Origin of the sequence: Sporosarcina trichiuri (assembly GCF_030406775.1) — a bacterium.
GTDB lineage: Bacteria > Bacillota > Bacilli > Bacillales_A > Planococcaceae > Sporosarcina > Sporosarcina trichiuri.
Map to the genome: position 1 here is coordinate 1,146,271 of NZ_CP129119.1, position 26,897 is coordinate 1,173,167.

Genomic DNA, 26,897 nt, shown 5'->3' on the forward strand with positions numbered 1-26,897 from the left:
AAAAAGAACATGGAAAAGCGGCTATACAGAAAATACACGCGATGGTATAATAGAACTAATACTATCACTTAAGGAGTGTCTTTATGACCGATGCAGCGACTGTCCAGCATATATTGAACAGCACCATCCAATCATTGACTTCTGTCATCCCCATCCAATTCGATGTTCTCGCCCCTTCCCTTACAACCCAGCCCTATGAACAAAAAGAACTAAGCGTCCTGATCGCCCTGCTCGGGGATGTGCGGGGCAGACTCATCATCGATACGAACGAAGGGACCGTATCCCGGATTGGCGAGGCGATGTTCGGCATGAAGATCGAAGGTGAAATGATCGAATCGTTCACAGGGGAACTCGGCAACATGGTCGCCGGCAACCTGTGCACATTACTTGAAAAAGACTCACTCACTCTCGATATTTCCCCGCCGACCGTATTGACGGGCGAGACGAAATTTTACGGCTTCAGCCAGGCATTCAAGCTTCCCCTCCGATTCGCGGATGTTTCACCGACGAATGTCCTTCTTACGATAGATGTATAAGAAAAGCTGTTCCGTGCCATTTCTGGCGCAGAACAGCTTTTTTTCAGATCAGCAGTTCAGGCGTGACCGGGAATACCGTTTCGAATTCGGAAAGCAGCGGCAGTTCTTCAGGAGTCAGCAATATGCGCACAGATCCCGAGTCGGTCGCCGTCCGGATCAGGCGCCCGGCACCCTGGCGCAGGCGGAGGATCATGTACGGCAGATCGACCTCCTGGAATGGAGAATCCGCATGCTGCCGTTTTGCGTCGAACAGGGGATCCGACGGAGGCAGCGGCAGATCGTATATGATGACACGTGTCAGCGCATCATGCGGAATATCGAGCCCTTCCCAGAGATGATAGGAACAGAAAGCGGTCCACTGTTTCGATTGGAATTCCTTTACCATCGATGACAGCTCGCGGTCCCCTTCGAACACGGTATTGCGCAGCAGCTCCGGTGAGACCGCCGAACGGAACTGTTCCATCGATTGTTTCGATTTGAACAGCACCAATGTCTGCTGTCCGTCCGACAGGAGATCCGCAAGTTTCTGCGGTTTCCGTTCCGCCGCTACGGATTCCACCGACAATTCCATCACTTCCTCATAATCATACGGCGAGTCGATGGAGAACGATGTATACTCATGGATGCCCAGGCTGTCTGCCAGGTAGGTGAAATCTTTGTTGACGGATAACGTTGCTGATGAGAAGACGATTGGCATCTTCTCGGAAAACAGCCGTTCCTGCAGGACGTCCGTCACAAGGCGGGGCATGATGACAAGCGTCAATTCACCTTCCCGGTCCTCTGCCCAGACAACAGCTTCCGAATGGTCCGCAAACAGCTCAAGCGAGTAAATATATTGTTCCAGATACTCTTCCACCATCCGGAGGTCATATTCGGGGATCACATACAGTTCACTGTCAAAAACGAATTCTTCCAGGAGAGCATTCGACAGTCTCACTGCCTCTTTCGCTGTTTTCTGGAGAACATCACTCTTCCGGACTGCCAGCCGTTCCGCTCCATCGTCTTCGGCGGATTCGGAAAGATAGTCGAAGAAGAGCTCATGGCACTCCATCAGCTGCTCCATGAGCTGCAGGGTCTCTTCCCGGACACCGTCGGCCATCACACGTTCCAGAAGGCCGAGCAGCGTGCTGTCCTGCACTTCATAGGTGAGGGCCCGCTGTGCTGCATATTCCAGCAGGTGGCCTTCGTCGAAAACAGTCATGGAAATATCAGGAAGTAACGGCAGCTGCCCCTGCCGCTTCCTCGATTCCTTCGTCCAGATATGCTCCATGAAGAAGTCATGGGAGCAAATGATCAGATCTGCCGCATTCCTGTACTCACTGCGATGGATCGTCTGGCCGCAGCGGTTCCTCAGCTCACAGCCGCCGCATTGCTGGATAGGATGGTAATTGATCGTCTCCCATTGGCTGTCGCTGAGCTCCGGGTAGGAAGACCGCTCACCGTATGGAAATACTTCGGCCAAGGACGCGTTGCCATAGACGAAGTCGGGCAGCTGCACTTCCACGTCTTCCGCATAGGGTTCGCCGGTGCGGTTCATCTCCTCCAGACGTTTCAGGCAGAGGTACTGATCCCTCGACTTTGCCAGACGGACATCGATGGTCAGGTCCAGCGCTTTGCCGAGCTTATGGATATCCCCCTCCTGCTTCACGAGCTGGTCGATGAGCGTCTCATCGGCACAGGAGATCAGTGCCGGCCTGCCGGTATAACGCGCATAAGCGATTGCCGGAAGCAGATAGGCGATTGTCTTGCCTGTGCCGACGCCAGCTTCGGCGAACAGGATCTCTTTTTCACGGAGTGCCTGTTCGATCTGGAACGCCATGTAGATCTGTTCGTCCCTCAGATCGAATCCTTTTTCCGTCAGGTCGTCATATAATGTATCACCGATCCACTCATTGAGTGATTCGAAAAAAGTCTTTTCGCGGGTCAGCGCAAATGGTATCTTTCCTGCCATAGTGAACCCCTTTCTTTACATTGCAATCTATGGTTGGCCGTTCCGCTCCAAGAGAAAAGAGAGGATCGCCCTCTCTTCGATGCTCCCTTATCAGACCCGCCTGCCCCAGTATTGGTAGAAGTCGGTGCGGATGAAACCGTTGAACAGTTTCCGTTTCTTTGTCGCTTTCCTGCCGTACATCGTTTCGAAGTTATCCAGGGAGGACAGCATGTACGTGCTCCACGACGGGTAGTCCGCCATGATCCCTCCGAGGATGGTAGTAATCTCTTCCGCTTCCTCACGTTCCCCCAGCCGTTCGCCGTAAGGGGGATTTCCGACCAGCACACCATTGACACCTTCAAGCTTCAGATCCCTCACGTCCCGCTGCTGCCAATCGATGATCCCGAGGAAGCCCGCCTCCGCGGCATTCTTTTCAGCAATGCGGATCATCGACGGATCATGATCCGATCCGGTGATCAACAGCTTCCGGTCATACTGTGCCGTGTCTTCGACCTCTTCACGGATCCGGTCCCAAACCGCTGCGTCCATCCACGGCCACTGTTCGCTCGCGAATTCACGGTTGTAGCCGGGGGCCAGGTTCTGTCCGATCATGGCCGCCTCTATCGGAATGGTGCCGGACCCGCAGAACGGATCGACGAACGGCCGGTCCGGGTTCCACTTCGTCAATTTGACCAGTGCAGCTGCAAGCGTCTCTTTCAGCGGAGCATCCCCCTGTCCGACGCGGTAGCCCCTCTTATGCAGACCGGCACCGCTCGAATCGATGGTCAGCGTGACTTTGTCTTTCAATATGGAGACTTCCAGTTTGAACAGCGGACCGGTTTCATCCAGGAATCCAACTCTTCTATAGGCTGTTTTCATTCGCTCTGCGATCGCTTTTTTCACGATGGCCTGGCAGTCCGGCACGCTGAACAGAATCGACTTGACGGATTTGCCGGCTACCGGGAAGGCGGCGTCCACAGGGAGGAACTGCTCCCACGGCAATGCTTTCGTCTTTTCGAACAGTTCATCGAACGTTGTCGCCCTGAACTCGCCGGCGATAACCCGTACACGGTCGGCGGTACGGAGCCACATATTCGTTTTAGCGATTGCCTCTGGCCCGCCAGTGAAGAATACTTTGCCGTTTTCTGTCGTCGTTTCGTATCCGAGTGCTTTCACTTCGTCCGCGACGATCCCTTCCAGGCCCATTGCAGCTGTTGCTGCTAGTTTATATTGTGTCATCGTGCCCCACGTCCTCTCCATCGGGTTTCTGTTATGTATATCATGGGTCCCTCACCAGGTTTTTAACAAAGAAATGCTCTCCAGATAATGTGGAGAGCATGTGTCGAATATGTTGTAAGTGCCGTCAGGAAATTCGTAAGCCATGTTTTGTTCTCCTGTACTCGAACGGCCTGCGCCTCGTACGAAGAGCGGTAATCATCTATCTACAGACATCTGTCTGTCCCTTCCTCCGTTCATTTCCTTCGGAAGAGCGCCCCTACCATAATTTGGGTTTCTCACTCGCGGGGTTTACCTCGTTCCACCTGTACCGTTTCCCGTACAGCTCCGTCACTGTGGCACTTTTCAGGAAACGTCTTCCATATCCCGAAGGACGTAGGAATTATTTCCGCCGTCAGCCGGCATCGCCGGCGCCCCGGCTTATTTTTTGGCCGGGCACGAACACTACGGACATCTCAGTACCGTGTGAGCATGGACTTTCCTCTCCAGTGTCAAGCACTGCAGCAATTACCTGAATTTCCTTCATGGCTAAACAAGTATACAGTATAACTGACCTGATCGCAAGGGGAAGCGGACAAGATCATTCCGTTCCGGAGAGTTTACTGCCGAATACTGCCTTCTCCAGATTGGAGATCCTCTTCAGCAAATCGAAGTTCGTCGTCCCCGGAGCGCTGGATGCCGGCCGTCTCTGTGCAGTCGAGACTTCGTTCCGCAGTTCGTCATTTTCACGTTCCAGCTCAGCGATCCTCTTTTTGAACGCTTCGTAATCCTGGATCACGTCATCCAGGAACAGGTCGACTTCTTCCTGATTATAGCCGCGCATCGCAGTTTTGAACTCTTTTTCCAGAATCGTTTTTGAATCCAGTTTAATATCCATTCAACAACGTCCTTCCGTCAGTGGTAACTGCCCTAAGTATAGCATATCCTGTCCAAGTCTGTCTCATTGCGCCGGACCGGGTCGGGTTATTTTGTCGGTTTGTGCGCTTGCCCGGGAAATAATTTCTTCTTCAGTCTCATTTCCCTCTTTTCGAACTCCGATTTCCCGCGTTTTGCAAATGTTTCCGTCAGAGACCTGTCTTTTGCAAGCAGACTGAGTGCGATGCCTGTGATCTGCAATGCTTTCGTGCAGTCTTTCTGCTGGTGCTCGTACAGTTTCGCCATCTCTTCAAGTGCAAGGATGCGCTCCCGGCCGGAAGATTTCGTCATGCACACGCCGAATGACTGCAGTGCTTCCTCATATCGCCGTTCTTTCTTCAGCAGGAAGCCGAAATGGAAGTGGGTTGTCGGATGCTGGGTCCCGTATTCTTCGATCACCTGTTCAAGCACGGCGGTCGCCCGGTTGTGTGACTTCAGATCTTTATACCATTTGCCGATATTCGTCTGGCTGATAACCGTGCCGGTCAGCTGCTCGGTCAGCAGCAGATCGGTCGACCGGACATACAGTGCAACGAGCGACAGGATGTCGTCTTCGTTATGTCGCAGGATTTCCATGAGCATTCCTGCACGTCCGTTCTTCACGGCATCCTGATAGATGATCGGGGCCATGTGTCCCGGCATGTCATCCTTCCGGAAGAAGCCGAGCTGCTCTTCTTCCACGGCCGGCAGCCTGAAGGACTCCATCTCGCCTTTCCAGATGCGCCGGGAGCCATGCAGCAGATCGATGGCTGCATGCTTCGGCAGAGGCGGCAGGACATCCCGGTTCATCGTCCAGCGGGTTTCGAGCTGGGGCATGTCGAAACTTTTCCCGTTATACATGACAAGCGTCACCGGCTGCTGCCACAGGCCTGTCGCATACAGGAAAGCCGCTTCGTGCGCCGGACCCGGCAGTACATACTGCGTGAGACGGAACCCGGTCTTCCTCTGTTCGATAAGACCGATCAAAAAGATCAGCGTGCCGGTCCCCTTCAGGCCGGTCGTCTCGGTATCGAAAAACAGCAGCCGCCTGCCTGGATCCGGCGCAAGCGGATGGCACTCGCCGGATTGCTCCCACTTCTGCAGCACTGCCGGCAGTTCAGAGAGCTGGCAGTCCCCGTGCATATACTCTTCCGGATAATCGACTGTCTTTGTGTAGACAGTCCCATACGGATTGGTCTCTTTGGCGAGCCCGGCTGCCAGCCATTGTTCTTCGTACTCCGGCGTCGGTGCCTGTGTTATCTTTTTCGCTTCAGCGGCCGGCGGTATGTCTGCGGACGGTTCCGTTTTCTTCAGCATGCCCTTCATCTTCATCAGATTCTTCTCATACGACATGCAGTTCACCGTCCGCCAGGCTTTTCAGCAGGGCCTCCGCACCTGTTTTCACATTGAGTTCAGACTCCGGCGGACCTGTGCATACCGGACAGCCCGACACACAGCCACAGGAATTCACGTGCTGGGCAGCCTGCTGCAGCAGATCATCCCACATGCCGTACATCTTTTCACTGAGACCGATGCCGCCCGGGTAGCTGTCGTAGATGAAAAACGTCGGTCTGCCGGTATGGACGGCTTTCACCTGAGGGACGACGTGAATATCGGTCCGATCACACTGGACGAACAGCGGGATGAACGACTGCATCGCGTGAGCCGCGCCGGTCATCGCGTCGGTCAGTGCAGCCTCCGTCCAGCCGTCCGGTACGTCGAATGAGAGCCACGTCGATGTCGTGTGAAGTTCCTCGGCAGGCAGATGGATCGGTCCCGACCCGATATTATCATGGGAATCGAACCGGATCTTCTTGAATATTGTCGGAATGGCCAGGACAGCGAGGTCACCGAACGCGACCGCCCCCGAAGTGTGTTCTTCCTTCTTATCTTCACTGATGACCTTCAGTTCGACAGCCAGGTTGGCATCCGTGAAATAATCGACATCCACTTCCGTGACATACGCCTTCTTCTCTTCCCAGTCGAGCATCTCCACCTGGTATTGGGTCCCCTGGTGGATGTAGATCGCCTCTTCATGAAGCAGGGTCATCGCGCTGTAGCGATCCATCTCGCCGATGACCGTCGTCTCTTTCGGCCGCGACTTATCGATGATGACGACATTTTCCTGCGACGCCGACCGCAGGCTCACTTCACTTGCCGGGAAACGGTCGGTCATCCAGTGCCAGCGGTCTCCCGCCAGGATGAGCACCCCTTCCAATGCCAGAAATTCAAGCAGCTGCTGGACATCGAATTCCGCATAGCGGTCCGCCGTGGAAAACGGGAGTTCGAACGATGCACAGCGGAGGTGGTCCATCAAGATCAGAATATTATCGGGATGGATATGGGCCTCTTCGGGTGATCCGCCGAGCAGATAACCGGGATTTTCGATGATGTATTGATCCAGCGGCATCGACTGGGCGACATAGATGATCAGTGCGTCATCCTGCCGCCTGCCAGCGCGTCCCGCCTGCTGCAGGGCGCTCGCGATATTTCCCGGGTAACCTGTCATCACGCACGCCTGCAGCTGACCGATGTCGATGCCGAGTTCCAGTGCGTTCGTGCTGACGACCGTCTTGATGGTTCCTTCGCGCAGTCCCCTTTCGATCCTTCGCCGCTCGGAAGGGAGATAGCCGCCTCTGTACCCCATGATCGTGTCATCCATCAGTTTCTTCTTTGTCAGTTCCTTCATATACGTCACCAGCATCTCCACCCGGACACGGCTCTTTGCGAACACAATCGTCTGGACGCTCTCGCGATAGAGACGCGATGCAATATCACGGACTTCCAGCACAGCACTCCGCCGGATACCGAACGTTTCGTGGACGACGGGAGGATTATAGAAGAGGAAATGCTTTTTCCCTGAGGGAGCCCCATTTTCAGCAATCAATTCCATCTGCCGGTTCGTCAGGTTCTCTGCAAGCTGTTTCGGATTTGCGATGGTAGCAGACGTGCAGATGAACACCGGATCACTTCCATAGTAGGCGCAGATCCGCTGCAGCCGTCTCAGGACGTGAGCGACATGCGTGCCGAACACCCCTTTATACGTATGCAGTTCATCGATGACGATATACTTCAGATTTTCAAACAGTGACACCCATTTTGTATGATGCGGTAAAATTCCTGAATGGAGCATATCGGGATTCGTCAGGACGATATGGCCCGATTTCCTCACTTTCGTCCGCAAACCGGGAGCCGTATCCCCGTCATACGTATAACTGAGCACAGTCTCTCCGCTCGCTTCGATCAGTTCGTGCAGATCGGCGAGCTGGTCCTGGGCCAGCGCCTTTGTCGGAAACAAGTAGAGTGCACGGGAGGAGTCATCTTCCAGTATGCTCTGCAGGACGGGAAGATGATAACAGAGGGATTTGCCCGAGGCAGTCGGCGTCACTGCCGTGAACGGACGCCCCTGTTCCGCTGTATCATAGGCCTGCCGCTGATGGCTGTACAGCCGGCTGATCCCTTTCTGGGCTAAAGCGGAAGTCAGCGAAGGATGGAGTGAATCCGGAAACGGGGCATAGACAGCATCCTTGCCTTCGATGACCCGGTAGTGCTTGACGTTCGGTGCAAACTCCGGGTCATTTTTCAGCTCTTCGATGACTTGCTGCAGGTCCCTATTCGCTTTCATGGCCGACCTCCTCCTTCTGCCTGTTCAGGGCAATACGAACTGTATTCAATGTATAGGCAGCCGACTGGATCGATTCTGCAAATCTCTTTTTGCCGGTCTTCTGATAGAACGACTGGACCGTGAATTGTTTCATCAGGTCGTTCAATGTCGAAACCTGCAGAGGCCTGACATGCTTCGGGCGCGTTTTCCGGATCCACTCCTCCGTCTGACTGCTCCATTCGTCTATCTTCCTATGCCAGTGATCCGCGTACGGCTTCACTTCATTATAGAAATGCGGTTCCCGGTCTTCTTTCCTCATCATCTCATGGCGCTTCAGGCACTCATCGCACACTTGAAGCAGCTGTTCTGTCAGCAGCAGCAAATCCATTTACCCTTCACCTCTTTAGTTCCTTCTATTATGCCAGTTTACCAAATTTGACGGCATTGTTCTACAAGGAGCGAACGTGCATTCCGCTGCAGCTGCTTCCGGCTGACTTGGAAATGCAACCCGCCTGACGTTTTGACGTCACAATAATGTGGTATGATAGACTGATGATGTGAGGTGAGGTTATTGGCAATACGCTATCCTAACGGAAAAAAATATACACCTGCAGCAGCGGAGCCGCATGCTAAGAAAGCTCAGCTGTCTTTCAGCAACCGCGGAAAGACGCTGGAAGACGAACTGAACGACAGTAATGAGTTCTACAACAGCAGACGGATTGCCGTCATCCACAAAAAACCGGTGCCCATCCAGATCGTCAACGTCCGGTATCCGGCCAGAAGTGCTGCCGTCATCACGGAAGCATACTTCAAGACCGCTTCCACGACGGATTATAACGGCATCTGGAACGGAAAGTATGTCGATTTCGAAGCGAAGGAGACGAAAAACAGGACATCATTCCCATTGAAGAATATACACGACCATCAGGTGGACCATATGCAGCAGGTGCACGATCAGGGCGGCATCACATTCCTGATCATCCGCTTCGCACAGCTGGACCGCTATTTCGTACTGCCATTCGCCCCATTCCGTGACAAATGGGAGCGGATGCAGAACGGCGGCCGGAAATCGATGACGCTTTCGGAAATCGAAGACCTGTCCATCGAACTGACACCGGGCTACCAGCCGCGACTCGATTATTTGCAGGCATTGAACGCATTGACGGAAAGTGAACGAACCGAAAGGCAGGAATCCTAATGGACAATACTCCGAAATCACGGACTGCCCGCAGAAAGCAAGCGGAAGCAGATCAGAAAACATCACGCAAGAAAGCTCCGAAAAAGAAAAAAGGCGTCATAAAAACGATCATTAAAACAATCGTCATCGCCGGACTTCTGTTTCTCGTGGCGGGTGCCGGACTGTTCGCCTTCTATGCCAGCACAGCGCCCAAACTCGATGAAAGCCTGCTGAAGGACCCGCTGTCCTCTAAAATCACATTGGCTGACGAAAAGACGGTGCTCTACGAGACAGGTGCCGAAAAACGGGATTATGTGCCATACGACCAGATCCCCGATGAATTGAGGGATGCCATTCTGGCAACGGAAGATGTCCGCTTCTTCAAGCACCACGGCATCGACTTCTGGCGACTTGGCGGTGCAGTACTAGCCAACTTCAGAAGCGGCTTCGGGTCGCAGGGGGCTTCCACTCTGACACAGCAAGTCATCAAGAACTCATTCCTGAAGAATGAAAAAACATTGAAACGGAAAGCGCAGGAAGCATGGCTCGCCTTCCAGCTCGAACGGCAATATTCAAAAGAAGAGATTTTTGAAATGTATTTCAACAAAGTTCTCATGTCTGGCAACAAATACGGCATCGGGACAGCGGCCAAGTATTTCTATGGCAAGGATGTCAACGAACTGACATTGCCCGAGATGGCACAGCTGGCCGGCATGCCGCAGTCGCCGAACGCTTATAATCCGTTCAAGCATCCGGAACGCGCCGAAAAACGCCGTGATATCGTTCTCAAGCTCATGAACCAGCACGGCAAGATCACGAAAAACCAGATGGAGGAAGCAAAGACCGTGCACGTAGCACAGACCGTGCTGCCGGAAGACCAGCGCCAGCTCGCAACTGTTACGAAGTACCAGGCTTATATCGATATCGTCATGGCCGAACTGCAGCAGAAAGGCTATAAGGACATTGAAGCGGAAGGTGTCACCATCGTCACTGCCATGAACCCGGACGCACAGCAGTCTGTCGAACAGGCGCTGGCAGACCCGTCCAATTTCGAATCGGACACGATCCAGGCAGGGATGACAGTCGTCGACACGAAAACAGGTGAAATCGTAGCTGTCGGCGGCGGCCGCAATTACAAGCTGTTCAACCACAACTATGCTTCCGACCAGAAACGCCAGCCGGGTTCATCCATCAAACCGATCCTCGATTACGGTCCGGCGATCGAGTATCTGAACTGGTCGACCGGCCAGACGATCGTGGATGAAAAGACAAAAGGCATCAAGGCAAATAACGTTGACGGCCGCTACAAGGGGGCCATCACGATGCGGCACGCACTCTATGAGTCACGCAACGTTCCAGCCATCAAGGCGTTCAGTGAAGTCGGCACGGCGAAGGCTGCCGACTTTGCACAGGGACTCGGCCTCCCGATGAAGAAACTCAACCAGTCCGATGCAATCGGCGGCGGCGGTAATGATGTGTCGACGATGCAGATGGCAGGCGCCTATGCCGCATTCGGAAACGAAGGCATCTATAACGCACCGCACGCAGTCAAGAAGATCATCCTCCGGGACGGCAAGACGGAGATCAACCTGACACCGGACCCGGTCACAGCCATGAAAGATTCAACAGCCTATATGATCACCGATATGCTGCGCGATGTGCTCACTGCTTCGAACGGTACAGGGCGTTCCGCGAACATTCCCGGCGTCGATCTTGCGGGTAAGACCGGCACAACGAACTACGATGCCGATTTCAAAGCGAAAAATAACATCGGCCGTGAAAGTGTACCGGATGCCTGGTTTGCGGGCTATACGACAGACTATACGATCGCCGTATGGGGCGGTCACGAAAAACGGACCGATCCGATCGTCGGCTTCCCGGGCGGTCGGGATATGCCGAAGTCACTGTTCCGTCAGGTGATGACTGATCTGGCTTCCGCCCAGTCCCCGGGTACATTCAAGCAGCCGAGCAGTGTCGAGGAAGCGGCCATCGTTGTTGGCTCGAATCCGCTGAAACTCGCATCAGGCTCGACACCATATAATATGAAGAGTGACGAACTGTTCGTCCGGGGCACCCTGCCGGAGAGCACGTACGTGCCGCCGGAACCTGAGGAAGACGAATCGTTCGAGCTGGAAGCACCGACCGACCTGACAGCGGACTATGATTCGGATAATAAGGAAATCGAACTCAGCTGGAACCACAATGAGCCGGATTCGGATGATTACGATGGCGACATCGTGTTCGACGTTTCCGTTTCCATCGACGGCGGCGGATCGCAGGGTCTGACGTCAACGAATGACGATTCCTATACATTCGGCGGCGTGGAACCCGGTCATACGTATACGTTCTCAGTGACCGCAAAAGCCGGCAGTGTCACAAGTTCCCCTGCGTCAACGACATTGATGATCCAAGGTGAAGAGGAAACCCCTCCTGAACAGGATGCTGATGATGATCAGCAGGACGACGACAATGGAGACGGCGATCAGGATAACGATGATCAGGATGACGGCAGCGATAATTCTGACGGACAGAACGACCAGAACAATAACAACGGCAGCAATAACAACGGAAACAACAACCAAGGCAACAACGGAAACAATGGTAACAACGAGAACAATGGCAATAACGGCAACAACGGAAACAACAACAATCAGGGCGGCCAGGGAAACAATAACAATGGCGGCCAAGGTACGAATGGAAACGATAAAAACCAGGGCGGCCAGAATGGTAATGGAAACAACGGCGGCAGCGGGGGCAGCTCCTCCGGCAATTCCGGCGATGTCAGCAGCAACAACTCGCCGGGGTCCCAGTCCAACACTGCGAGCACACCGAAAAAACCTGCTGCCTCACCTTCCGACAGCGAGTCTTCGGAAGACTGATCAAAAAAGCGCCACCCGATCTATCATGATCGGGTGGCGCTTTTGCTTATTTTGCCGTATAACGCGCTGTCTTTTTCTGCAGTTCCGTGTAGAGGGCATCCAGCTGAACCAGAGCGAACGGACTGATAATCTTATCTTTCACGAATGCCAGCCGCTCCTCGCCGTTCAGCGGAACGAGCCGCGTACGCCTGTCACTTCCACCTGCGGCAGAACAGATTACTAGCAGTTCTTCATACTTTGTTATGGCGTTCTCCATGTCTTCTCTCACGGTACCGTCTTTCGCTTCGTATTTCTGCTGGATGGCCGGCATACTGGCCCGCCATTCCTCAAAATATGGTGCGATACGTTCTTTAGTGACCATCCGCCTGTTAGATTCCATAAGCTTTCATCCTTTTTTTACCCTCCCGGCATACTGCGAGAAGCGGGCACTCCGGGCAATTCGGCTTCTGGGCTTTGCAGTGGTATCTCCCGAAAAAGATGAGCTGGTGATGAGTCTGTGTCCACCGGTCCCTCGGTGTCCAGCGCATCAGTTTCTCTTCGACTGCAAGCGGGGAATCTTTCCACCGGTTCATGCCGAGCCGTTTGGCCACACGTTCGACATGTGTATCGACCGCCAGCGCCGGCACACCGAATGCATTGGAGACGACAACATTCGCCGTCTTCCGGCCGACCCCCGGCAGCGTCGTCAATGTGTCCCGGTCCTCCGGCACTTCTCCGCCGAACTGGCTGAGCAGCATTAGCGACAGCGCCTGAATGTTCTTAGCTTTGTTCCTGTACAGACCGATCGACCGGATGTCCTGTTCCAGTTCCCCGATCGGCACCTCCAGGTAATCGCCCGGTGTTTTGTACTTTTTGAACAGGTCTGCGGTCACCCGATTGACGAGCACGTCGGTACACTGGGCGGACAGGAGTGTCGCAATCAGCAGCTCGAATGCGTTGTCATGCACCAGTTCACAGTGTGCTTCCGGAAACATGCGGTCGATCTCTTCAAGGCAGAATTGCCATTCAGTCTTTGTCAGCACAGCACTCACCCATCCCGGTCCTCCAGCCAATTATAGAGAGGGACCCGTTTTTTCGTTTCTTGCTTATGCGCCGCCTGACCGGTCTGGACCGGTGAACGGAACGCTTTCGTCTGCCGCTCCACATCCGCAAGCGTCGTCACATTCTTTTTCTTCCATTCGAACAGGATCCTGTCGATGTACCGCATACTCAGTTTCTGCGCAATGACAGCTTCCTTCAATGCGGCTTTGATGATCTCCGGACTGTGGTAGTCCTGGTCCATCCACATTGAAATCGTTTCACACTCCATCGGGGACAGCAGGCGTCCGAATTCCTGTTCAAAAATATGAAAGATCTGTCCTTCCTCTTCCTTGCCTCCTGTATCACAGGAAGCCGTACGGCGCTCCATTTCATGATTCGCCACCGCTTCCCAAAGCGGCAGCAGAGAGAACTGCTCGTACAATACACCATTTGAATCACTGGCCTGATCGATCTTCAAGTAGCCTTTCTGCATAAGACGCTGGAGCACTTCGGAGATTTCATTTTCGCTGAAGTGCATCCGCGAGGCAAAGTCAGACGGTGTCGGAAACTCCACCGCCTGCAGACGATAGGCTTCCATCTGTAATATAAGCATTGCATCGGCATCCCGGATGCCCAATTTTTTATAGGAGTTAAAAAAAAGCTGGGGAATGGTTACATTCCCCTGCTCAATCCACATCCGGAGCCGGTCATCGTACTGCATATCGCGAACTCCTTCCTGTTTTGCCAATCATGGATACAGACGGTTCAAGAGACGCGGGAACGGAATTGTTTCCCGTACGTGTTCGACACCGGAAATCCATGCGACCGTCCGCTCAAGTCCGAGACCGAAACCTGAGTGCGGGACGGAACCGTATTTACTGAGTTCCAAATACCATTCGTAGGCTGCCGGATCGAGCTGGTGCTCTTCAATCCGTTTCTTCATCAATTCGTAGTCGTGGATCCGTTCAGAACCCCCGATGATTTCCCCATACCCTTCCGGAGCGATGAGGTCAGCGCAGAGGACGACATCATCCCGTTCTGAATGCGGCTGCATGTAGAACGGCTTGATGCCGATCGGATAGTTGACGATGAACACCGGCATGTCAAAGCTCTCAGCAATCGCTGTTTCATGAGGTGAACCGAAATCGTCCCCCCATTCGATATCGTCGAAACCATTCTTATGGAGGAATTCAATTGCTTCGTCGTATGTGATGCGCGGGAATGGAGCCTGGATCTTTTCCAGCTTCGATGTGTCCCGGCCCAGGCGTTCAAGTTCCAGCTTGCAGTTCTGCAGGACGGACTGGACGACGTGTGTGACATACTGCTCCTGCACTTCAAGGCTTTGTGCATGCTCAGTGAATGCCATTTCCGGTTCGATCATCCAGAATTCAATCAGATGGCGGCGGGTTTTCGACTTTTCGGCACGGAATGTAGGACCGAACGAGAACACTTTTCCGAGCGCCATCGATGCGGCTTCCATATACAGCTGGCCGGATTGCGAGAGATATGCATCTTCGTCGAAGTATTTCGTATGGAATAACTCCGATGTCCCTTCCGGCGATGAGCCTGTCAGGATCGGCGGATCGATTTTGACGAATCCGTTCATGTGGAAGAATTCATAGGTTGCACGGATGATTTCATCACGGATCTTCATGACAGCATGCTGCTTCCGGGACCGGAGCCATAAGTGGCGGTGGTCCATCAGGAATTCGGTTCCATGCTCTTTCGGTGTGATTGGATAATCCTCAGCAGCCTGGATGATTTCAAGATCTTTCACCTGCAGCTCATATCCAAAACTTGACCGTGTGTCGGCTGTCACTTCGCCTGTCACATACAGGGAAGATTCCTGCGTCAGCCCTTTTGCTTTCGCAAACAGTTCTTCACCCGCATCTTCTTTGACGACTACGCCCTGGACGAATCCCGAGCCATCGCGCAGCTGAAGGAACGCAATCTTACCGCTCGAACGTTTATTGGCGAGCCAAGCGCCTATCCGTACTGTTTCGCCTTCGTGATCGGGCATTTCGTGTATCATGATCGTTTTCATAAAAGCCTCCAGATTCTATAGGTGACGCACCTACTCGATTTTTTATCAGTCTTTCCAGTTATCTTCTACGAATGCACGGATTCGTTTTATTGCCTCTTCCAGAAGATCCATCGATGTCGCATAGGATAGCCGGATCGTCGTTGCGGATCCGAAACCGCTTCCCGGAATGACGGCAACATTCGCCTCTTCCAGCAGCGCCTCTGCGAATGAATCCACATCCGTGTACCCGGTATGCTCTAACGCTTCCGACACATCCGGAAGCAAATAGAAGGCCCCCTGCGGTTTCACCGTCCGGAATCCCGGAATCGCCTCGAGCTGCGAGTAGATCTTTTCCAGCCTCGACTCGAAATCCTTCCGCATCGTCTCGACTGCATCCTGAGGACCGTTATATGCTTCGATTGCCGCATATTGGGACGTCGTCACAGGATTGGAGGTCGAATGGCTCGCGAGATTCGTCATCGCTTTGACGACAACGCTGTCGCCGGCGATGAATCCGATCCGCCAGCCTGTCATCGAGTGGGACTTGGAGACGCCGTTGATGATGAACGTCCGTCCTTTCGCATCGCCGTTCAGCTGCGCGATCGACACATGCTCAGCCGGACCGTAAATCAGTTTTTCATAGATTTCGTCGGAAACGATCCACAGATCATGCTTCCTGCACACGTCCGCAATCTCCTGCAGTTCCTGACGTGTGTAGACCATGCCTGTCGGGTTGCCAGGTGAATTCAGGATGACAGCCTTCGTTTTCGGAGTGACCGCTGCTTCTATCTGCGGGGCGGTCACTTTGTACTCCGCACTTGCGGCAGCTTCGACGATGACCGGAATGCCGCCTGCCACCTTCACCTGTTCGGGATAGCTCACCCAGTAAGGCGCAGGAATGATCACTTCATCACCTGGATCCAGGATCGTCTGGAACAGCGTATAGAGCACATGCTTTGCCCCGATCCCGATCATGATCTCCTGTCGGCCGTACGTCAGCTGCTGATCTCTCTCCAATTTTCGGATCACTGCATCTTTCAGTTCAGGAAGACCGCCGGACGGTGTATATTTCGTCTTGCCGTCCTTCATGGACTGCCAAGCCGCCTCCAGGATATTGTCCGGTGTATTGTAGTCCGGTTCCCCGGCACCGAGTCCGATCACATCTTTGCCGGCGGCTTTCATTTCTTTCGCTTTTGCCGTGATGGCGAGTGTAGCAGAAGGTGAAAGTGCCTCCACTCTGGACGCTAATTGCTTTGACAAGTCTATCGCTCCCTTTGCAAGTGCCTGCTGCGAGCACTTTAAAGATTTAAAATCCGCTTCTGCCATTTTCCGTCGGTGAATGAAACATACACATAGTTCAGTTTGCCGGCATCATTTTTGAAGACCACTTCCCATATCGGTTCATCGTCTTCCATACCGAGTTTCACATGCAGAAGTTTCCGGACCGCCTTTTCGTTTTTCACAGCGTCGACGGCCTGCTTTGCGGTGACTCCTTTTTTCAGTACGATTTCTTTCATGTCCTTACCAGCGCCCGCTTCCCTGCTGACGAATACCGCTTTTTCCGTGCCTGCACCGTCTTCTCCATATACGACCGTCCACGCTTCCGTACCGTTGAACACCTCAGCACGATCCGTCTCCTCCAAGAGACCTGCGGCGAGGACTTTCTGCTCGGCCTGGTTTTTCCACTGGGAGACAGGCTGGTAGGCTTTGTAGAAGACGAATGTCGACAGCGCTGCCGTCAGGGCAAGGAAGAAGACAAGAAAGAACTTTATCCAGTTCCCCACAATTTCACATCCCGTTAAAAAAGGTCACTACTGCAGACGATTTCCCGGCAGATTGTTCCATCGCTATGCCGGATACCTCATTCATTATAGCAATTATTGAGTTCATCTACCATACGTGCAAGTGACACTTTTTTCACCGGCACATCGGGAAGCGCTTCAAGAAACTTCCGTCCGTATGATTTCGTTTCGATCCGTCTGTCCAGGATGATGAAAAAACCGGTATCGGACGAAGAGCGCACCAGCCTCCCGAATCCCTGCCGGAGACGGAGTATCGCCTCAGGCAGGGCGTAGCTGGTGAATGCATTCTGGCCGTTCCTGTTCAGCTGTGCGGTCTTCGCCTTGAAGACCGGTTCCGACGGTGAGGAGAACGGCAGGCGGACGATGATGATCGCCGAAAGCGCATTGCCTGGAACATCGACGCCTTCCCAGAAGCTGTTTGTCCCGAATAACACTGCTTTGTTATACTGCTTGAACGATTTCAGCAGCCGGTAGCGGCTCCCCGAGCTGATCCCCTGGGCGATCAATGCGTATTCCTCCAGCAGACCGCTGTCGGCAATCAGATCGTATGTGTTCCTCAGCATCTCCTGTGAGGTGAACAGGACGAACAGCCTCCCTTCCGTCACCATCACTGTCTGGATTACCGCTTCTGCCACTTCCTCCACGTAATCTGCCTGGGACACCTGCTGGATATCAGGCATATCCTGTACGATGAAAATCTCTGATCCTTTATAAAAGTGATCAGGCGCCAGTAACTTCCGGACAGGGACGGAATCCGCTATGCCCAGCTGACTGGCGACGAAACGTTCATCGCTTTTCACTGAAAGGGTTCCCGATGTCCAGATGATCCCCTTACCTCCCGACAGGAAGGGCTCCAGCGACCGCCGGATCACTTTTGCACTGTCGACCGGACTTTTGATGACCATGAGGCTTCCCGGGATGCTGCGTTCATCCAGCTCCAGCCAGGCAGTGCTGTCACGTTCCTTTTCCAGGAACAATTCGATCCAGTCGGACGTCCTGCCGCGCAATTCGCCTGTCCAATACTCCCATTCTGCAAGGACGGCCTGCTCCTTCGGTGACAGACTGCCCTTTTCCTTGCCGAGCGGACGGACATAATCGTCCATACAGCTGGTGAGCTGCTCCATTGCTTTGTACACTTCTTCGAAAACACCCTTGTCAGCCGGCAGCTCATCCAGTCCGATATGCATCCGGCTGCCTCTGACATGCCCTTTTTTCCCGGAACCCGAACCGGCAAGTTCGCGGACTGCATGGTCGAAGGATTTCGAAAATCTATCGAATGCTGAGTTGACTGCACTGTGGAGTCTCGAACGGTAGAGACGTCTCCGAGTGAGCAGTTTCTCCAGCCGGCAGCTGATCTGATCGTTCGCTTCGGAAGAAATCTGCCCCATCATATATTTCCAGCTTGTATACGAAAAGATGATTTCGTTCGTCTTGAATGCTGCGTGGATGAATTGATGGGCCTCATCGACGATCAGCCCCGCCGATTCACGGATCAGCCGGTCTCTGCTGTCCCCTTCACTCAGCAGCAGCGCATGATTGGTGATCACCAGATCCGCTTCGCTGCAGTTTCGCAGTGCAACCTGATGATAATCGACTCCATCCTCGTCGTCAGCGAGCCGGGCAGTCCGTTTTCTCAGCCGGTCGATGAAGTATGTACCGCCGCCCGATAAGTTCAGTTCACTGAGGTCACCTGTCTCCGTTTCCGTCAGCCAGACGAGCACCTGCATTTCCGTGAACACGGCATCATAGCCCGACTCCCCGCTCAGCAGCATCTCTGCCAATTTCGCTAAGGATATGTAGTTGCCCATCCCTTTCAGGACAACTGATTGGACCGGAAGACCGAGCGCCTGTGAAACAGCCGACAGCTCTTCGTTCATGATTTTGTCTGCAAGGTGGTTCGTGTACGTACTGACGATGACCGCTTGACTTGAGCGGATTGCATGGACTGCGGAAGGCAGCAGATAGGAGATTGTCTTTCCCATGCCCGTCGGCACTTCCACCATCGCTTCCGTTCCTTGCTGCAGTGACGTCCAGGCCGCATCCATGAATTCCAGCTGGGATTCCCTTGACTCGTAGGCCGGATAAGCGGCAGCCAGCAGCTCATCTTTTTCCTTGCGTGATTCCGGATAGGCGGTGTTCCTGCCTTCCGGTCTGGACAAATGGCGGGCCTGTCGGTACGGGATTCCCCTGAACGTGGGAAGTCTGCTGCCTGACACTTTCTTATTCAGATGCTGCAGTACGTTGTAGAACAAGATGGAAAGATCGGATTTCAATGAGAATGAGCGTTTGTGCAGGAGAGCCGTCGTTTCAGCAGGCAGCTGATGTACTTTTCCAATGCAGCGGAGCAGTAACTGAGCGGTTGCCTTCGCGTCGTCGTCTGCCCGGTGTGCGGAAGGAAGCGGGATTCCCAGCTCTTCCGTCAGTTCCTTCAAACGGTAGCTGACCGCTGTCGGAAACACAATCTTTGCTAATTCAACCGTGTCGACCTGTCTGCCGCTCCAGAGCGGTACCCCGCAGCGTGAGAATTCTTTCTGGAGAAAAGGCAGGTCGAAGTTCGTGTTATGAGCAGCAAACACCCAGCCGGACAGCAGCTCGGATACTTCAAGCGCTATTTCCCGGAATTCAGGGGCCTCCTCGACTTCCTTGTCCGAGATACCGGTCAGTTCCTGGATGAAAACAGGGATCGGCTGCCCGGGATTCACGAACCGTACGTATTCGTCCGTCAGTATGCCGTTTTCGATAAACATGATCGCAATCTGGATGATCCGGTCCCCTTTTTCCGGGGAGTGACCGGTTGTTTCAAGATCGACAACAGCAAATTTCAACTTTTCCATGGAATCATCAACTTCCTGTTCGATTTCCTACAGCAGATTGTATCATATTTTCAGGCGGCGGCTCCATGAAGAACGGACGGACAGCCGGAAATAAAAGAAAAACCGCCATATGCCCTCACTTCAGAGGGGCAATGGCGGTTTTCTCGCGGTGGCTGGCAGGAATTGTTCAGACAGTCATCTGCGGCAGTTCTTTAATCGTTTCTGTAATCCGGTTGTTTTCATCCATGAGGAGCACTGTCGGGATATGATGCTTCGCATCGTCGTCTGCCATAAGTGCATAGGCAAGGATGATGATGACATCTCCCGGCTGTACGAGCCGTGCTGCCGCCCCGTTGACGCAGATCATTCCGCTCCCGCGTGTTCCGGCGATCGTATACGTCTCGAACCGTTCCCCGTTATTGTTATTGACGATCTGCACTTTTTCGTTCGGCAGGATGGATGCTGCGTCGAGCAGATCCGCATCGATCGTAATGCTGCCGACGTAGTTCAGATTCGCTTCCGTGACAACAGCACGGTGGAGCTTGCTTGTGAGCATTGTTCGGTACACAGGTTCAGCCTTCTTTCGTCATGATGATATTGTCGATCAGCCGTGTTTTGGAGAACCGGACGGCGCAGGCCAGGATCATTTCACGGTCACCGCTGCGTTCTTCAAGGTCGGGATAGGAGAGGACCGTCACATAGTCGACCTCTCCGGATGTCCGTTCCTGCAGCCGTTTTGCAACAAGCAGTTCGATGACAGACGGACGCTCCCCCTGGGTGAACAATTGCTGTCCGTATTGCAGCGACGCCCATATATGCGGCGCTTCCTGTCTCTCCGGCACGGTCAGATTGACATTCCTCGAGCTCTTCGCAAGCCCGTCAGCCTCCCGGACAGTCGGTACCCGGTGTATTCTGGCAGGCATATTGTAGTCACGGAAGAATGTCTCGATGATTGCGAGCTGCTGGGCATCTTTCATGCCGAAGAACAGTCCGTCCGGCCTGACAAGATTGGTGAGTTTCAGAACGACTTGAAGCACCCCGTCGAAGTGGCCCGGCCGTGATGCCCCGCACAGACGGCCGGCAAGCGGGCCGGGTGTGATCCGGATGCCGCCGTCCGACGGATACATTTCATCAGCGGACGGGCAGAACAGCAGGGACGCGCCTGCAGCGGCAGCTGTCCGCTTGTCTGCTTCCAAGTCCCTTGGATACGCGTCAAAGTCCTCGTCCGGTCCGAACTGTGTCGGGTTGACGAAGATGCTGGCGACGACAGTATCATATTGGTCTTTCGCCTGTTCGATCAGCGCTGCATGCCCGTCGTGCAAAAAGCCCATTGTCGGGACGAAGCCGACTGTCTTGCCCGCTGACTGCTGTCCTGCACGCCATATCTTCAGCTCCTGTATCGTTTCAATGACCTCGATTCCAAGCTGGGTTTTCATGAGCGGGCGCCTCCGTACAGCGCGTCGAGTTCTTCTTCCTTCATCGTGAACTGATGCTGTGCCGCCGGGAATGAGCAGTCCCGTACGGCCTGTGTATACGACCGGATGCCTGAGTGCACGGCCTCGCCCGCATTGCTGAACCCCTTCGCAAATTTCGGCAGATGATGGGTGCCGTACTGGACGAGATCGTGAAATACGAGCACCTGCCCATCCGCATCCGCACCGGCGCCGATCCCGATGATCGGTATGCTGACGGCTTCGCACAATTGTTTTGTCAGCTGATGGGGAATACATTCGACGACGATCATGCAGGCGCCCGCCGACTCGCACGCTCTTGCCTCTTCGATCAGCTGCCGGGCGCTCTCCGCCGTCTTCCCCTGCACCTTGTACCCGCCGATCACGGACGCCGACTGCGGCAGCAGGCCTAAATGGGCAACAACCGGAATCCCGGTCTTCGTCAGCAGGGAGATTGTTTCGATGACCTCTCCGGCACCTTCCACTTTCAATGCGTCAGCGCCCGTCTTTTGGAAGATCCGCACCGCTTCAGCAAGGATCCGGTCTTCCGAACCGCGGAACGTTCCGAATGGCATATCGACAACCAGGAACGTATCCTGCGCCCCGCGTCTTGCCGCCTTGCCATGATGGATCATATCATCGGCGGTCACATATACGGTTGACGGATAGCCGAGCACCACCATACCGAGCGAATCGCCTGTCAGCAGGATGTCGACCCCCTCCTGTTCTGCGGCGGCAGCTGTCGGGTGATCATAGGCCGTCATCATGACGATCTTCTCGCCGGAGGCTTTCATCTTCTTGAAGTCATTGACTGTCTTCATTGTCCGTCTCCTCTCCTTTTCAGGAGAAAACCAAAACAAAAACCCCTCTGTCAAAAAACGGACAGAAGGATTGCGTAAGTTTGTGTCATCGGTTTCCTCCGTCCCTGTCCATTACGATCAAGGCAGAATTATCAAGTTATTGAACCAAAGGTCTTGCAGGTGCGGCTCGTTCGGATACCGCCCTTCCCTTTCACTATAGCATGCGTCGGGTCATCATGCCAGCCCATTTGCCCACTCTTCAGACAATATGGATATCCGCCGAATAGATTCCACGGATTGTCCCGTCATCCAGCTCGACCTCCAGGCGGCCGTCCTCCGATATGCCGTGCGCCACCGCTTCATAGGTTTCGTGCAGCGTGGAAATCCTGATCCGTCTGCCGATGGAATCCGCATAACCCTCCCACAGCAGCTTAATGGGAGCGAATCCTTTTTCGACGTACAGTCCGGTATATTGCTCCAAGTGGAACAGGACCGAAGCGGCCAGTTCGGCGCGGCTGATCTGCCGGCCTTCCTCGATGGCAAGCGATGTGGCGATCGTCTCCAATTCTTCAGGAAAGTCTTCTGCTGTCTGATTGACGTTCATGCCGATCCCGAGGATGATCGCTTTGACACGGTCAGGATCCGCCTGCAGTTCCGTGAGGATTCCTGTCAGCTTTTTTCCGTTCACCAGAATATCGTTCGGCCATTTGATGGACGGCGACACTCCTGTACACTCTTCGATGGCGCGCACGATCGCCACAGCGGCGACGAGCGTCAGCTGGGGAGCCTGCTGGGGCGGCAGATCCGGCCGGATGATCACACTCATCCAAATGCCTTTCCCGGCTGCCGAAGACCATGGCCGGGACAGTCTGCCTTTGCCTGCTGTCTGCTCATCCGCGATGATGACCGTTCCGTCGGCAGCCTCGTTTTGTGCAGCTTCGTGGGCAATCAGCTGTGTGGATGGGCAGGAGGCTATGTATTGGATCGTGCGTCCGTACACGGATGTCTTCAGATGCTGACCGATCGCCGGACCTGTGACAAGATCCGGCGATCCGATCAGGTAATAGCCTTTTTTCCGGACAGTGCCGATCTTGTACCCTTCATTTTCCAAGTCCTTGACACATTTCCAGACAGCCGTTCGGGACACCCCGTACTCATCAGCCAGCTGCTGACCGGATACGGGATTTTCCATACCGGCAGACATCCGCTTCAGCAATTCACTCTTCATGTTTGTATTCATGCTCATACCATCCTTTAATCGCATTGGCGTCATTTAGGAGTTCTCCATGGAGAACCGCCTGCTCGACTGCATCCAGTACGGCACCGACCCACTGTCCGGGCCGGCGGGACCGCTCCCAGCCGATGATGTCCCCGCCCCGTACAGCGAGATCCTGCTTAGACCGGATCGGCAGACTGCCGAGTGCGTCCCGGATCGTCTGCTCGGCTGCCGGTTTGTCCCCCAGCAGGACAGCGGCAAGTTTCTCGGCCGTCAGCAGTTCATCGAGCGAGCGGCCGTAGTAATCGGCTGCTGTGTACCCGCCGCGCCGTCTTGTCTTCAGCAGCGCCTGCACGGCCCTCAGATAGGCGCGTTCCTTGTTCGACAGCTTATAGGCATTGGCGACTGCGGACGGTTCGAAGCCGCCCGCCGCCATCAGGGACGCCCAGCCATCGAGCGCATTCCGGAAAGGCGCACAGGCGGGGAACGGCACAGTTCCGGCCGGGTAGAGCGGCATTGACTCCGAAAGTCCTGTATCTTCGATCAGACCGAGCGCCTGTCCTGCCGAAGCGCCTGTGAACAGCTTGTCGAATTCCGCTTTGATGCGCTCGACCGACAAATTCCGTACCGTGCCGCTGAGCCGCCGGATCGCCTCTTGGGTCGCGGATTCCACCGAAAAGCCGAGCACCGAAACGAAACGGACTGCGCGCACCATGCGGAGTGCATCTTCGCCGAACCGAACGGCCGGTTCACCCACAGCGCGTATGATCCCGGACGCCAGGTCGGACCGGCCGCCGAAAGGATCGATGATACCGCCATCCAGCGTCATCGCCAGAGCGTTGATGGTGAAATCGCGGCGTTTCAAGTCTTCATCAAGGGAGGTGACGAACTGCACGTCGTCAGGCCGGCGGTTGTCCGAGTATGTCCCTTCCGTCCGGAACGTCGTGACTTCCACCGGTTCCCCCTGCTCGATCACGAGGACGGTGCCGTGATCTGTTCCGAGATCGACAGTCGCAGGGAATAATGCCTTCACTTGCTCAGGCATCGCCGCCGTTGCGATATCGATGTCTTTCGGCTCCTTGCCGAGCAGATGATCGCGTACTGCCCCCCCGACGAATACGGCTTCGAAGCCTGCCCGTTCTAGCCGTTCGGCCACCGCTCTGCTGTTGGCAGTCCCAAACATATGCATCAGCCTTTCCTTATCAGTTTTCCATAGAGCTCCTCGTACTGCGAGACGATCTGCTCCGATGCGAACTTTCCGTGAACGGTCTGCAGGGCATTCTGCTGGAACAGGCGCTGCTTCTCGGGATCCTGCAAGATTCGCAACGTGCGTTCTGCGATTGCAGCCGGATCTCCGACCGGAACCAGGTAACCATTCACGCCATCTTCAATCACTTCAGGGATGCCGCCGGCGGTTGTGCCGACAGCCGGTACCCCGCATGCGAACCCTTCCAGCAGCACCAGGCCGAACGCCTCTTTCTCGGATGGCAGCACCATGACGTCACTGACGGACAGGATGGCCGGCAAGTCATTTCGCTTGCCTGTGAAGATGACGTGATCCGCCACTTTGAGGCTGTTCGCAAGCCGGCGGATGCGGGGCAGTTCAGGTCCTTCTCCGACAAGCAGCAGCTTGGCAGGCTGTTCTTTGACAATCCTGGCGAAAGCGCGGATCAGATCGGGGATCCGCTTGACGCTGCGGAAGTTGGAAATATGGACAATGATTTTATCATCTTCCGCCAAACCGAACTCCCGCCGTACAGCAGTTCCGTCGACGGGATGGTATGTCGTTTCATCGATGAAGTTATAGACCGTAACGATCTCTTTTGACGGCTCGATGAGTTCGATGGTCTCTTTCCGCAGCGAGTCCGAGACGGCCGTTGTGATATCTGATTTATCGATCCCGTATTTCACTGTGTTTTTCAGTGCCGGATCATGCCCGAGAATCGTCACATCCGTCCCATGGAGCGTCGTGATGATGCCGATATCCGACTGGATCATATCTTTTGCAAGAACGGCTGAAACCGCATGCGGCACTGCATAGTGGACGTGCAGCAGGTCGAGACTCTCGGCTTCGACGACCTGGCCGATCCGATTGGCGAGTGCTATGTCATACGGCGGATATTTGAAGACGGCATAGCCATCAATTTTCACCTCATGGAAATGGATCTGCTCATTCGGCTCGCTGTACCGGAACGGCAGACTGGACGTGATGAAATGGATTTCATGCCCCTTTTCCGCCATTTTCATGGCAAGTTCTGTCGCTACAACACCTGAGCCGCCGAGGGAAGGGTAGCAGATCACCCCGATTTTCAGTCGTTTCATCCTTTCACTTCTTCCGTTATAAAATGCTCACGCGGTGATGAGGTGTTCAAGTCCGTTGATGAACCGGTTTTGGGTGACCGCTTCCCGGATGGCCAGCAGGACACCCGGCATAAAGCTTTTCCGGTCGAATGAATCGTGCCGGATCGACAGCAGCTCCCCTTCTCCGCCCAGCATGACCTGCTGATGTGCAAGCAGGCCCGGCAGACGGACGCTGTGGATCTTCATCCCCTGTACATCCGCTCCCCTCGCACCATATGCATGGATCTGTTCGTCCGGATGCCCCTGCAAGTGAGGAGTCCGCACCTCGGAGATCATGTCGGCTGTTTTGACAGCTGTCCCGGACGGGGCATCCAATTTGCGGTCGTGATGCATTTCCATGATTTCCACATCCCCGAGATACCGGGCGGCCTGCTGTGCGAATTTCATCATGAGCACCGCACCGATCGAAAAGTTCGGCGCCACAATGCAGGCGATCCCGTTCTGTGTACTCAGCTGCTCCAGCTGAGCCAATTCTTCCGCTGTCAGTCCGGATGTGCCGATGACGGGACGTATTCCGAGGACGAGCGCCTTCTGGACATTCGGGAACACCGATTCGGGATCTGTCAGGTCGAGCAGGACATCCGGGTGCTTCTGTTCATGGAGGTCAGCGAGAGAAGTGTAGATTCTCGTACCCGGCCCCTCCTCTGCGATAGTTCCTTCATGATAGACCATCCCGTCATTCTTATAGTCCAGCGCTGCGACCAGCTCCATATCGGCGGCCTCCGTAATGGCTGCGGCAGCAGTACTGCCCATGCGGCCCCGGATCCCTGCGATTGCGATGCGTATTGTCACTCGGTCTCCCCCTTTTTCGTCCAGCGGTCTGCGTCCCGGCTCCTGAACTTAGTCATTACCATGTCGAGCGCTTCCGATAAGTCGATTCCCTGCGAATTTGCAAAACAGATGAGGACGAAGAGCAGGTCACCCGTCTCTTCTGCAAGCGTGCTGGCGCCTTCCGTGTTCTTCTTTTTCTTCATGCCGTGCACGTGCTGCACTTCACGCGACAATTCGCCAAGTTCCTCGGTCAGCCGTGCGATGAGTTCCATCGGCGGGAAATACCCTTCTTCGAATCCTGATATGTATCCATCCACTTGCTGCTGCATCGCTTTCATCGTCACTTGTTCAGTCATCATGGATCCCACCTTTCCTTCTTTATCG

24 protein-coding genes and 1 other RNA gene are annotated in these 26,897 nt (G+C 54.4%); 3 read left to right on the top strand and 22 right to left on the bottom strand.

Annotated elements, in window-relative coordinates:
• Positions 1–83: 83 nt before the first annotated feature.
• A complete protein-coding gene (locus QWT68_RS06115; protein WP_040286695.1) occupies positions 84–536 on the top strand; it encodes a chemotaxis protein CheX in 453 nt (150 codons plus the stop codon).
• Positions 537–579: 43 nt separating this feature from the next.
• Here QWT68_RS06115 and QWT68_RS06120 read toward each other — a convergent pair whose 3' ends face one another.
• The 7 genes from QWT68_RS06120 to QWT68_RS06150 all read right to left on the bottom strand — a co-directional run bounded on the left by QWT68_RS06120 (position 580) and on the right by QWT68_RS06150 (position 8,588).
• Entirely contained in the window at positions 580–2,487 is a 1,908-nt protein-coding gene (locus QWT68_RS06120) for an ATP-dependent DNA helicase (RefSeq protein ID WP_290150190.1), read from the bottom strand.
• A gap of 90 nt (positions 2,488–2,577) precedes the next feature.
• Positions 2,578–3,705 carry a THUMP domain-containing class I SAM-dependent RNA methyltransferase gene (locus QWT68_RS06125; protein ID WP_040286697.1) on the bottom strand — a complete coding sequence of 376 codons (1,128 nt, stop codon included), beginning with the start codon at positions 3,703–3,705 and terminating at the stop codon, positions 2,578–2,580.
• A 132-nt stretch (positions 3,706–3,837) separates the two neighbouring features.
• Positions 3,838–4,221, bottom strand: an RNA gene (rnpB, locus tag QWT68_RS06130) — RNase P RNA component class B.
• Between the two features lie 61 nt (positions 4,222–4,282).
• Complete coding sequence (gene gpsB, locus QWT68_RS06135) at positions 4,283–4,579, bottom strand: cell division regulator GpsB (protein WP_040286698.1); 297 nt, start codon at positions 4,577–4,579, stop codon at positions 4,283–4,285.
• An 86-nt stretch (positions 4,580–4,665) separates the two neighbouring features.
• Positions 4,666–5,949, bottom strand: a complete 1,284-nt coding sequence (locus QWT68_RS06140; protein ID WP_290150192.1) for a ribonuclease H-like domain-containing protein — start codon at positions 5,947–5,949, stop codon at positions 4,666–4,668.
• A complete protein-coding gene (locus QWT68_RS06145; protein ID WP_040286700.1) occupies positions 5,939–8,221 on the bottom strand; it encodes a DEAD/DEAH box helicase in 2,283 nt (760 codons plus the stop codon). The genes QWT68_RS06140 and QWT68_RS06145 overlap by 11 nt, the downstream gene beginning before the upstream one ends.
• Entirely contained in the window at positions 8,208–8,588 is a 381-nt protein-coding gene (locus QWT68_RS06150) for a DUF1798 family protein (RefSeq protein WP_290150194.1), read from the bottom strand. Before QWT68_RS06150 ends, QWT68_RS06145 begins: the two co-directional genes overlap by 14 nt.
• A 183-nt stretch (positions 8,589–8,771) precedes the next feature.
• Here QWT68_RS06150 and recU point away from each other — a divergent pair, with 183 nt between their 5' ends.
• Complete coding sequence (gene recU / locus QWT68_RS06155) at positions 8,772–9,398, top strand: Holliday junction resolvase RecU (RefSeq protein WP_040286702.1); 627 nt, start codon at positions 8,772–8,774, stop codon at positions 9,396–9,398.
• On the top strand, positions 9,398–12,256 hold the full coding sequence (locus QWT68_RS06160) for a PBP1A family penicillin-binding protein (protein WP_290150195.1): 2,859 nt from the start codon (positions 9,398–9,400) through the stop codon (positions 12,254–12,256). The genes recU and QWT68_RS06160 overlap by 1 nt, the downstream gene beginning before the upstream one ends.
• Positions 12,257–12,302: 46 nt before the next feature.
• On the opposite strand, the gene QWT68_RS06165 is transcribed toward QWT68_RS06160, so the two are convergent.
• The 15 genes from QWT68_RS06165 to QWT68_RS06235 form a co-directional block, all read right to left on the bottom strand.
• Complete coding sequence (locus tag QWT68_RS06165; RefSeq protein WP_040286703.1) at positions 12,303–12,635, bottom strand: YpoC family protein; 333 nt, start codon at positions 12,633–12,635, stop codon at positions 12,303–12,305.
• A complete protein-coding gene (gene nth, locus QWT68_RS06170) occupies positions 12,625–13,278 on the bottom strand; it encodes an endonuclease III (protein ID WP_040287260.1) in 654 nt (217 codons plus the stop codon). The genes QWT68_RS06165 and nth overlap by 11 nt, the downstream gene beginning before the upstream one ends.
• A 5-nt stretch (positions 13,279–13,283) precedes the next feature.
• A complete protein-coding gene (locus tag QWT68_RS06175) occupies positions 13,284–13,997 on the bottom strand; it encodes a DnaD domain protein (RefSeq protein WP_040286704.1) in 714 nt (237 codons plus the stop codon).
• Positions 13,998–14,024: 27 nt separating this feature from the next.
• Entirely contained in the window at positions 14,025–15,320 is a 1,296-nt protein-coding gene (gene asnS, locus QWT68_RS06180) for an asparagine--tRNA ligase (RefSeq protein WP_290150196.1), read from the bottom strand.
• A 45-nt stretch (positions 15,321–15,365) separates the two neighbouring features.
• The gene (locus tag QWT68_RS06185; protein ID WP_290150197.1) at positions 15,366–16,559 is read right to left on the bottom strand and encodes a pyridoxal phosphate-dependent aminotransferase; all 1,194 of its coding nucleotides are present in this window, start codon (positions 16,557–16,559) and stop codon (positions 15,366–15,368) included.
• Between the two features lie 38 nt (positions 16,560–16,597).
• Positions 16,598–17,083, bottom strand: coding sequence for a cell wall elongation regulator TseB-like domain-containing protein (locus QWT68_RS06190; protein ID WP_290150198.1), 486 nt, complete (start codon positions 17,081–17,083; stop codon positions 16,598–16,600).
• Between the two features lie 77 nt (positions 17,084–17,160).
• Positions 17,161–19,935 (bottom strand): ATP-dependent DNA helicase DinG, encoded by a 2,775-nt coding sequence (gene dinG, locus QWT68_RS06195; RefSeq protein ID WP_290150200.1) that lies wholly within the window; start codon positions 19,933–19,935, stop codon positions 17,161–17,163.
• A gap of 166 nt (positions 19,936–20,101) precedes the next feature.
• Positions 20,102–20,482, bottom strand: a complete 381-nt coding sequence (gene panD / locus QWT68_RS06200) for an aspartate 1-decarboxylase (protein WP_290150201.1) — start codon at positions 20,480–20,482, stop codon at positions 20,102–20,104.
• Between the two features lie 4 nt (positions 20,483–20,486).
• Entirely contained in the window at positions 20,487–21,350 is an 864-nt protein-coding gene (panC, locus tag QWT68_RS06205) for a pantoate--beta-alanine ligase (RefSeq protein WP_290150202.1), read from the bottom strand.
• The gene (gene panB / locus QWT68_RS06210) at positions 21,347–22,186 is read right to left on the bottom strand and encodes a 3-methyl-2-oxobutanoate hydroxymethyltransferase (protein WP_290150204.1); all 840 of its coding nucleotides are present in this window, start codon (positions 22,184–22,186) and stop codon (positions 21,347–21,349) included. The genes panC and panB overlap by 4 nt, the downstream gene beginning before the upstream one ends.
• A 238-nt stretch (positions 22,187–22,424) precedes the next feature.
• Positions 22,425–23,405 carry a biotin--[acetyl-CoA-carboxylase] ligase gene (locus QWT68_RS06215; RefSeq protein ID WP_290150205.1) on the bottom strand — a complete coding sequence of 327 codons (981 nt, stop codon included), beginning with the start codon at positions 23,403–23,405 and terminating at the stop codon, positions 22,425–22,427.
• Entirely contained in the window at positions 23,383–24,564 is a 1,182-nt protein-coding gene (locus tag QWT68_RS06220; RefSeq protein WP_290150206.1) for a CCA tRNA nucleotidyltransferase, read from the bottom strand. Before QWT68_RS06220 ends, QWT68_RS06215 begins: the two co-directional genes overlap by 23 nt.
• A 5-nt stretch (positions 24,565–24,569) precedes the next feature.
• Positions 24,570–25,703, bottom strand: coding sequence for an N-acetyl-alpha-D-glucosaminyl L-malate synthase BshA (gene bshA / locus QWT68_RS06225; RefSeq protein ID WP_040286714.1), 1,134 nt, complete (start codon positions 25,701–25,703; stop codon positions 24,570–24,572).
• Positions 25,704–25,730: 27 nt separating this feature from the next.
• Positions 25,731–26,534: a 4-hydroxy-tetrahydrodipicolinate reductase gene (dapB, locus tag QWT68_RS06230; RefSeq protein ID WP_040286715.1), complete on the bottom strand. Its 804-nt coding sequence runs from the start codon at positions 26,532–26,534 to the stop codon at positions 25,731–25,733.
• On the bottom strand, positions 26,531–26,869 hold the full coding sequence (locus QWT68_RS06235; protein ID WP_040286716.1) for a nucleotide pyrophosphohydrolase: 339 nt from the start codon (positions 26,867–26,869) through the stop codon (positions 26,531–26,533). The genes dapB and QWT68_RS06235 overlap by 4 nt, the downstream gene beginning before the upstream one ends.
• Positions 26,870–26,897: the final 28 nt, after the last annotated feature.

Coding starts and splice junctions, on each gene's coding strand:
- QWT68_RS06140 (WP_290150192.1), bottom strand. CDS start 5,949: ATGTCGTATGAGAAGAATCTGATGAAGATGAAGGGCATGCTGAAGAAA.
- QWT68_RS06125 (WP_040286697.1), bottom strand. CDS start 3,705: ATGACACAATATAAACTAGCAGCAACAGCTGCAATGGGCCTGGAAGGG.
- gpsB (WP_040286698.1), bottom strand. CDS start 4,579: ATGGATATTAAACTGGATTCAAAAACGATTCTGGAAAAAGAGTTCAAA.
- dinG (WP_290150200.1), bottom strand. CDS start 19,935: ATGGAAAAGTTGAAATTTGCTGTTGTCGATCTTGAAACAACCGGTCAC.
- QWT68_RS06120 (WP_290150190.1), bottom strand. CDS start 2,487: ATGGCAGGAAAGATACCATTTGCGCTGACCCGCGAAAAGACTTTTTTC.
- QWT68_RS06215 (WP_290150205.1), bottom strand. CDS start 23,405: ATGAATACAAACATGAAGAGTGAATTGCTGAAGCGGATGTCTGCCGGT.
- asnS (WP_290150196.1), bottom strand. CDS start 15,320: ATGAAAACGATCATGATACACGAAATGCCCGATCACGAAGGCGAAACA.
- QWT68_RS06175 (WP_040286704.1), bottom strand. CDS start 13,997: ATGCAGTACGATGACCGGCTCCGGATGTGGATTGAGCAGGGGAATGTA.
- QWT68_RS06160 (WP_290150195.1), top strand. CDS start 9,398: ATGGACAATACTCCGAAATCACGGACTGCCCGCAGAAAGCAAGCGGAA.
- panB (WP_290150204.1), bottom strand. CDS start 22,186: ATGAAGACAGTCAATGACTTCAAGAAGATGAAAGCCTCCGGCGAGAAG.
- panC (WP_290150202.1), bottom strand. CDS start 21,350: ATGAAAACCCAGCTTGGAATCGAGGTCATTGAAACGATACAGGAGCTG.
- QWT68_RS06220 (WP_290150206.1), bottom strand. CDS start 24,564: ATGTTTGGGACTGCCAACAGCAGAGCGGTGGCCGAACGGCTAGAACGG.
- QWT68_RS06115 (WP_040286695.1), top strand. CDS start 84: ATGACCGATGCAGCGACTGTCCAGCATATATTGAACAGCACCATCCAA.
- QWT68_RS06150 (WP_290150194.1), bottom strand. CDS start 8,588: ATGGATTTGCTGCTGCTGACAGAACAGCTGCTTCAAGTGTGCGATGAG.
- bshA (WP_040286714.1), bottom strand. CDS start 25,703: ATGAAACGACTGAAAATCGGGGTGATCTGCTACCCTTCCCTCGGCGGC.
- QWT68_RS06145 (WP_040286700.1), bottom strand. CDS start 8,221: ATGAAAGCGAATAGGGACCTGCAGCAAGTCATCGAAGAGCTGAAAAAT.
- QWT68_RS06165 (WP_040286703.1), bottom strand. CDS start 12,635: ATGGAATCTAACAGGCGGATGGTCACTAAAGAACGTATCGCACCATAT.
- QWT68_RS06235 (WP_040286716.1), bottom strand. CDS start 26,869: ATGACTGAACAAGTGACGATGAAAGCGATGCAGCAGCAAGTGGATGGA.